General features: G+C 71.0%; 7 protein-coding genes. 6 read left to right on the top strand and 1 reads right to left on the bottom strand.

The window, feature by feature from the left end; translation table 11 throughout:
- Positions 1–138: transposase (locus tag GTY56_RS13745; protein WP_346345481.1), on the top strand; the 138-nt coding region annotated here is incomplete at its 5' end.
- 56 nt (positions 139–194) lie between these two features.
- On the opposite strand, the gene argH is transcribed toward GTY56_RS13745, so the two are convergent.
- Positions 195–1,634 carry an argininosuccinate lyase gene (gene argH, locus GTY56_RS13740; RefSeq protein WP_161365634.1) on the bottom strand — a complete coding sequence of 480 codons (1,440 nt, stop codon included), beginning with the start codon at positions 1,632–1,634 and terminating at the stop codon, positions 195–197.
- Positions 1,635–1,856: 222 nt separating this feature from the next.
- Between argH and GTY56_RS13735 the strand changes: the two genes are divergently transcribed.
- The 5 genes from GTY56_RS13735 to GTY56_RS13715 all read left to right on the top strand — a co-directional run.
- Positions 1,857–2,708 (top strand): hypothetical protein, encoded by an 852-nt coding sequence (locus GTY56_RS13735; protein ID WP_161365633.1) that lies wholly within the window; start codon positions 1,857–1,859, stop codon positions 2,706–2,708.
- Between the two features lie 140 nt (positions 2,709–2,848).
- A complete protein-coding gene (locus GTY56_RS13730) occupies positions 2,849–3,436 on the top strand; it encodes a pyridoxamine 5'-phosphate oxidase family protein (protein WP_161365632.1) in 588 nt (195 codons plus the stop codon).
- 3 nt (positions 3,437–3,439) lie between these two features.
- Entirely contained in the window at positions 3,440–4,138 is a 699-nt protein-coding gene (locus tag GTY56_RS13725) for a L,D-transpeptidase family protein (protein ID WP_161365631.1), read from the top strand.
- Between the two features lie 127 nt (positions 4,139–4,265).
- Complete coding sequence (locus GTY56_RS13720; protein WP_161365630.1) at positions 4,266–5,648, top strand: ferric reductase-like transmembrane domain-containing protein; 1,383 nt, start codon at positions 4,266–4,268, stop codon at positions 5,646–5,648.
- Between the two features lie 40 nt (positions 5,649–5,688).
- Positions 5,689–6,674, top strand: a 986-nt coding sequence (locus GTY56_RS13715; RefSeq protein ID WP_161365629.1) for an FMN-binding protein, incomplete at its 3' end; no start/stop codon positions are given.

Raw genomic sequence — 6,674 nt, 5'->3', positions numbered from 1 at the left:
GTGCGGGCCCGCGTCGAGCACACCTTCGCCCGAATGAAGAACTGGAAGCTCCTGCGCGACTGCCGCCAAAGGGGCGACGGCCTCCATCACGCCGTGCAGGCCGTCGCCACCATGCACAACCTCGCCATGACAGGGTGAAACAGCGGGCCAGCCATCACCCGGACATGCCGCCACCAAGCCTTCTGCAACACCCTTTAGAGGGCGCTGCTGCTCCTGGCCACCGCCCACTCGTGCTGGGCCGCCACGTCGGCCTTCACCTCCGCCAGCTGGACGGCGACCGCGCTCGGGGCCGTGCCGCCCCTGCCGTTGCGGGAGGCCAGGGCTCCGGGGACGTTGAGGACCGTACGGACCTCGGGGGTCAGGTGGCTGGAGATCTTCGCGAACTGGTCGTCCGTCAGCTCGTCCAGCTCCTTGCCCTCGGCCTCGGCGGCCTTGACGCACTCCCCCGCGACCTCGTGGGCCACGCGGAAGGGCACACCCTGCTTGACCAGCCACTCGGCGATGTCCGTGGCGAGGGAGAAGCCGGCGGGGGCCAGTTCCTCCATGCGCTCGCGGTGGACGGTGAGGGTGGCCATCATGCCGGTGAAGGCCGGGAGCAGGACCTCCAGCTGGTCGATGGAGTCGAAGACCGGCTCCTTGTCCTCCTGGAGGTCGCGGTTGTACGCGAGCGGGAGGGCCTTGAGGGTGGCCATCAGGCCCGTCAGGTTGCCGATCAGGCGGCCGGACTTGCCGCGCGCCAGCTCCGCGATGTCCGGGTTCTTCTTCTGCGGCATGATCGACGAGCCCGTCGAGAACGCGTCGTGCAGGGTCACGAAGGAGAACTCCTTCGTGTTCCAGATGATGACCTCCTCGGCGATCCGGGAGAGGTTGACCCCGATCATCGCCGTGATGAACGCGAACTCGGCGACGAAGTCGCGGGAGGCCGTCCCGTCGATGGAGTTGCCGGCCGAGCCGTGCTCGAAGCCGAGGTCCTTGGCCACCGCCTCCGGGTCCAGCCCGAGGGAGGAGCCCGCGAGGGCGCCCGAACCGTAGGGCGAGACCGCCGTGCGGGCGTCCCACTGGCGCAGCCGCTCCGCGTCCCGGGAGAGGGACTGGACGTGGGCCAGGACGTGGTGGGCGAAGAGAACGGGCTGGGCGTGCTGGAGATGGGTGCGGCCGGGCATCGCCACGTCCGGGTGCGCCTCGGCGAGGCCGATCAGCGCGTCCTGGAGCTCGGCGATGAGGCCGCCGACGATCCGGGCGTGATCCCGCAGGTACATCCGGAAGAGGGTCGCGACCTGGTCGTTGCGGGACCGGCCCGCGCGCAGCTTGCCGCCCAGGTCGGGGCCGAGGCGCTCCAGGAGGCCGCGCTCCAGGGCGGTGTGGACGTCCTCGTCGGCGATCGTGCCCACGAAGGAGCCGTCGGCGACGTCCGCCTCCAGCTGGTCGAGACCGGCGATCATGCGGGTCAGCTCGTCCTGTGTGAGCAGGCCCGCCTTGTGCAGCACGCGCGCGTGGGCGCGAGAACCGGCGATGTCGTACGGCGCGAGACGCCAGTCGAAGTGGACGGACGCGGACAGCTTCGCCAGGGCCTCGGCGGGACCGTCGGCGAAACGACCGCCCCAGAGCCGGACGTCACCGCTGTTGCTGCTCACCTGCGTGCTCCTCAAGGGGTGTGGATGTGCCTCACCGTCATGCATGAGTATGCAGAGCTCTGCATGATTCGTCAATTCTGCGGGGCCGAGGAGCGAATTCAGGCCGCAGGAGAGGAATTTGAAGATCCTTTGAACGCGGGAAACCGCTTACCCGTACCTCTCGCCGAACGCAGGCGCCGCGTTACGACACCGACGACACCCGACCCCTAGTGAGGCATCCGCATGTCCAGGGCTCTTCCGAAGTACAACAAGCGTCGCGTCACGTTCATCGGCGGCGCCGCCGCGGTGGCACTGTCCGGCACGGTGATCGCCGGCTTCGCCCTCGCCGGGGAGGGCTCCAAGAGCGACGGGACCAGCGCCCGGACACTCGCGAGCCCCGGCACGATCACGTGCCCGGACGTCAGGTCGAAGCTCCCCGCGGTCCCCGCCTCCGCCAAGGCCGAGATCGACCGCAACCTGACTCTGCTCAACACGCAGATCCAGGAAGCCAACAAGCGCCTGGTCGACACCGTCGGCCAGGGCGGCCCGAACTTCGTCCAGAACGCCATCCTCGGCCCCCTCAAGGACAAGCGCGTCGCGGCGATCAACCGCATGGCCACCGCCATCGGCCGCACCGCGGCCAAGCCGCAGGGCCTGGACTCCCTGGCCGCCTGCACCCTCAACGGCGCGGGCACCAACGCGGGCGGCGGCGCGGCCGGCAAGCCACAGGCGGGCGGCAACGCGGGTAACGCCGGGAATGCAGGGAATGCCGGCAACGCAGGGAACGCCGGCAACGCCGCCGCCGGCACGATCACCTGCCCCGACGTCCGCTCCAAGCTCCCTGCCGTCCCCGCCTCCGCCAAGGCCGAGGTCGACCGCAACCTCACCCTCCTCGACACCCAGCTCCGGGAAGCCAACACCCGTCTGGTGAACACCGTCGGCCAGGGCGGCCCGAACTTCGTCCAGAACGCCATCCTCGGCCCCCTCAAGGACAAGCGCGTCGCGACCGTCAACCGCATCGCCACCGCCATCGGACGGACCGCCGCGAAGCCCCAGGGCCTGGACTCCCTGGCCGCCTGCACGCTCACCAAGTGAGGTGACAGGCGCTGTGGCCGCCCCGTGGGAGCGCCGGCCGGGGCGGCCACGGACGACGCCTGCCTGCGGGATCCGACAGAGGTGACCGGATCCCGCAATTCCTTAGACGGTCGAAAGATCTGCGACCATAATCGTTCGACATGGGAAAGACTTATGAGCGCATAGACGGCCGGCTCCGCACGTTCATCGAGGCGCAGCCGGTCTTCTTCACCGCCACCGCTCCCCTGGCCGCCGACGGCACGGTCAACCTCTCGCCCAAGGGGCTCACCGGCTCCTTCGCGGTGCTCGACGAGCTCACGGTGGCCTACCTCGACTTCGCCGGTTCCAACGCCGAGACCATCGCCCATCTCCGGGAGAACGGTCGGATCACCCTGATGTGGTGCGCCTTCCAGGGCCCGCCGAACATCGTCCGCGTGCACGGCAGGGGCGAACCGGTCTTCCGTGACGACCCCCGCTTCCGGGAACTGCTCGCGCACTTCCCGGACATCGACCCGGCGCGGCACGGCCTGCGCGCGATCATCGTGGTCACCGCCGAACTCGTCCGCGACACCTGCGGTTACGGAGTCCCCTTCATGGCGTACGAGGAGGACCGGGACCTGCACGGCAAGCGGTTCGCCCGGGAGGACGACGCCTCGCTCAACGCGTACTTCGGCAAGAAGGAGCACATCGCCACCAGCCTGGACGGACTACCCGGGCTGCCGTTGCCGCTGCCTCCCTCTACCGTCTGAGGCATGCGCCCCGGTGCCGTCGCCCTCGTCCTCTCCTCCCTGATCGCGCTCGGCGCCGGACCGCCCGCCCCGCCGCCGCTGCCGGCCCGGATGGCGGACACCGGCGGCGGCACCCAGCTGATCACGGCGGTGGCCCCGGAGCGGGCCTCGACGACGGGCACGGTCAGCTGGTGGGACCGGGGCGGAGACGGACGCTGGGTGAAGAGGGGCTCCGTCCCCGCCCGTTTCGGGGCGAACGGGCTCGTCGCGGGCGCCTCCCGCAAGCAGGGCACCAGCACCACACCCACCGGCCTCTACGAGCTGCCGTACGCCTTCGGCATCAAGGCGGCGCCGCCCGGGACGGCGTACGGCTACCGCAGGGTGCACCGGGACTCCTGGTGGTGCCAGGACAACGGCTCCCGCTCCTACAACCGCTGGAGCGAGCCGCGCGCGGCGGACTGCCGGGCCGCCGAGGCCGAGCAGCTGATCACCTACCGCGCCCAGTACGCACACGCGCTCGTCATCGGCTTCAACTACGACCGTCCCGTGCGGGGGCGCGGCGCCGGGATCTTCCTCCATGTCGACGGGCGGGGAGCGACGGCCGGTTGTGTGTCCGTGCCCGAGGACGCGATGCGGCGGATCCTGACCTGGGCCGACCCCGCGCGGCGGCCGCACATCGCCGTCGGCACGGCGAGCGGGAAGACGGCCGTCACGCGGCTGTGACGGGGCGCCGGCCGGGCTCGGGTTACCAGCGGTCACTCCTGTCGGCAGGAGACTCGGGACGCGGCTGAACACTCCCGTGTCCCGGCACGTATCTGTGGGCCAAGGGTCAAGTCCCCACGGAGGAACCGTGACCACCACGCTCGCAGGCGGACGTGCCGCCCGCCGCCAGACGATGCGCCGCATCCGCCCGCGCCGCTCCCCGGCCGTCCCGCTGCTGATCGCCCTGTGGGCCGGTGCGGCGGCCGTGCTGTGGCTGTGGTGGGACAACACACCGTCCCTCGCGGACAACACGAGCAAGATCCTGGCCGCCGGCCGGATCACCGGTCTGCTCGCCGGCTACCTCATGGCGCTGGTGGTGCTCCAGATGGCCCGGGTGCCCGCGCTGGAGCGCCGGGTGGGCACCGACCGGGTCGCGCGCTGGCACGCCATGACCGGCCGCTACACGCTCTGCCTGGTCCTCGCCCACGTCTTCCTCATCATGTGGGGCTACGCCCTCCAGGCGGGCAAGGGTCTCGGCGACATCGTCCAGCAGACGACCGACTCCATCAACCAGCTGCCGGACATGGGCAAGGCCGCCATCGGTACTGGCCTGCTGTTCCTCATCGGGATCCTGTCCATCGGCGGGGTGCGCCGGCTGATCGGGTACGACACCTGGTACCACGTGCACCTGCTGACGTACGCGGCGGTGTACCTGACGTTCTGGCACCAGATCACCACCGGCAACGAGTTCGCCGTCGAGCCGGCCGCGAAGACCTTCTGGTACGGGCTGTACGGCGTGGTGACCGCGCTGGTCGTCTGGTACCGGATCCTCACCCCCATCCGGCTGAACATGCGGCACCGCATGCGGGTGGCGGCGGTCATCGAGGAGACCCCCGGGATCGTGTCCGTGCTGATCAGCGGGCGCAAGCTGCACCGGATGGGCGCGGAGGCCGGTCATTTCTTCCGCTGGCGGTTCAAGGCGCCGGGCATGCGCTTCAGTTCGCACCCGTACTCGCTGTCGGCGGCGCCCCGGCCGGACATGCTGCGGATCACGGTCAAGGCGATCGGTGACCACACCTCCCGGCTGCGTGATCTCGAACCGGGCACCAAGGTGTGGGCCGAGGGCCCCTACGGTGCGATGACCGCCCAGCGCCGCAGCCGCGGCAAGGTGCTGCTGGTCGCGGGCGGTGTGGGCATCACCCCGATGCGGGCGCTGTTCGAGACGCTGCCGGGCGCGTCCGGCGACATCACCCTGCTCTACCGGGCCAACACCACGCAGGACCTGGCGCTGTGGGGCGAACTCGCCAAGATCGCCGACGAGCGCGGCGCCCGGCTGATGTACGCGGTCAACAGCCCGGAGGGCGAACGCCCCGACATCTCGGCGGAGTCCCTCCAGCGCAAGATCCCGGACATCGGTGACCACGACGTCTTCATGTGCGGGCCGCCCGGCTTCGCCCAGTCGGTCTACGAGGCACTGCGCGGCGCGGGAGTACCCGCTCGCCGTATCCATCACGAGTCGTTCGAGATGTGAGCGACGGGACACCAACGGTCTTTCAGGAGTTTGGGAAACGATGAGGAAGTCTCACCCCGTCCGGCGTGCCGTGCTCGCCGGCGCAGCCACCGTCTCCGGGATCGTGCTGCTGCTGTCCCTGAAGCCCGCCTCCGACCCGGGTTCGGCCCAGGCGGCGGGTCAGGCGCCGCCCGCGGCGGCCGGGCAGGCACCGCAGGGCGGCGTGAACGGCGCGGTCACCGGTGACGCCGCGCAGACACAGTACGGCGCGGTGCAGGTCCGCCTGACCATGAACAACGGCAAGATCACCCAGGCCGAGGCGGTCCAGGCCCCCAAGGGCGGACGCAGCGACCAGATCACGGCCAGCTCGGTGCCGCGGCTGAACCAGGCGGCGGTCGCGGCGCAGAGCGCGGACATCGACGCGGTCTCGGGCGCCACGTACACCAGCGCCGGCTACAAGAAGTCCCTCCAGTCGGCCCTGGACAAGGCGAAGGCGTCGGCCGGGGCGCAGCAGGGGTCGGGCAACGCGCAGACGCTGACCGGCGATGTCGCGCAGACGCAGTACGGCCCGGTGCAGGTGCGGGTGACCGTCGCGGGCGGCAAGATCACCAAGGCCGAGGCGGTGCAGGCCCCCAAGGGCGGCCGCAGCGACCAGATCACCTCCTCCTCCGTCCCCCGCCTCAACCAGGCGGCCGTGGCGGCCGGAAGCGCGGACATCGACGCGGTCTCGGGCGCCACGTACACCAGCGCCGGCTACAAGAAGTCCCTCCAGTCGGCCCTGGACAAGGCTCCGGCCGGCGGTGGCCCCTCGCAGGCCGCGGGTTCGGGAGGCGGTCAGGCAGCGGGTTCGGGAGGCGGTCAGGCGGCGACGCAGACCCTCACCGGCAGCGTGGCGCAGACGCAGTACGGCCCGGTGCAGGTGCGGGTGACCGTCGCGGGCGGCAAGATCACCAAGGCCGAGGCGGTGCAGGCCCCCAAGGGCGGCCGCAGCGACCAGATCACCTCCTCCTCCGTCCCCCGCCTCAACCAGGCGGCCGTGGCGGCCGG

Source organism: Streptomyces sp. SID5643, from assembly GCF_009872555.1.
Lineage (GTDB): Bacteria > Actinomycetota > Actinomycetes > Streptomycetales > Streptomycetaceae > Streptomyces > Streptomyces iakyrus.
The sequence above is the reverse complement of the archived record's forward strand: the minus strand, read 5'-3'. Positions and strand labels throughout refer to the sequence as shown.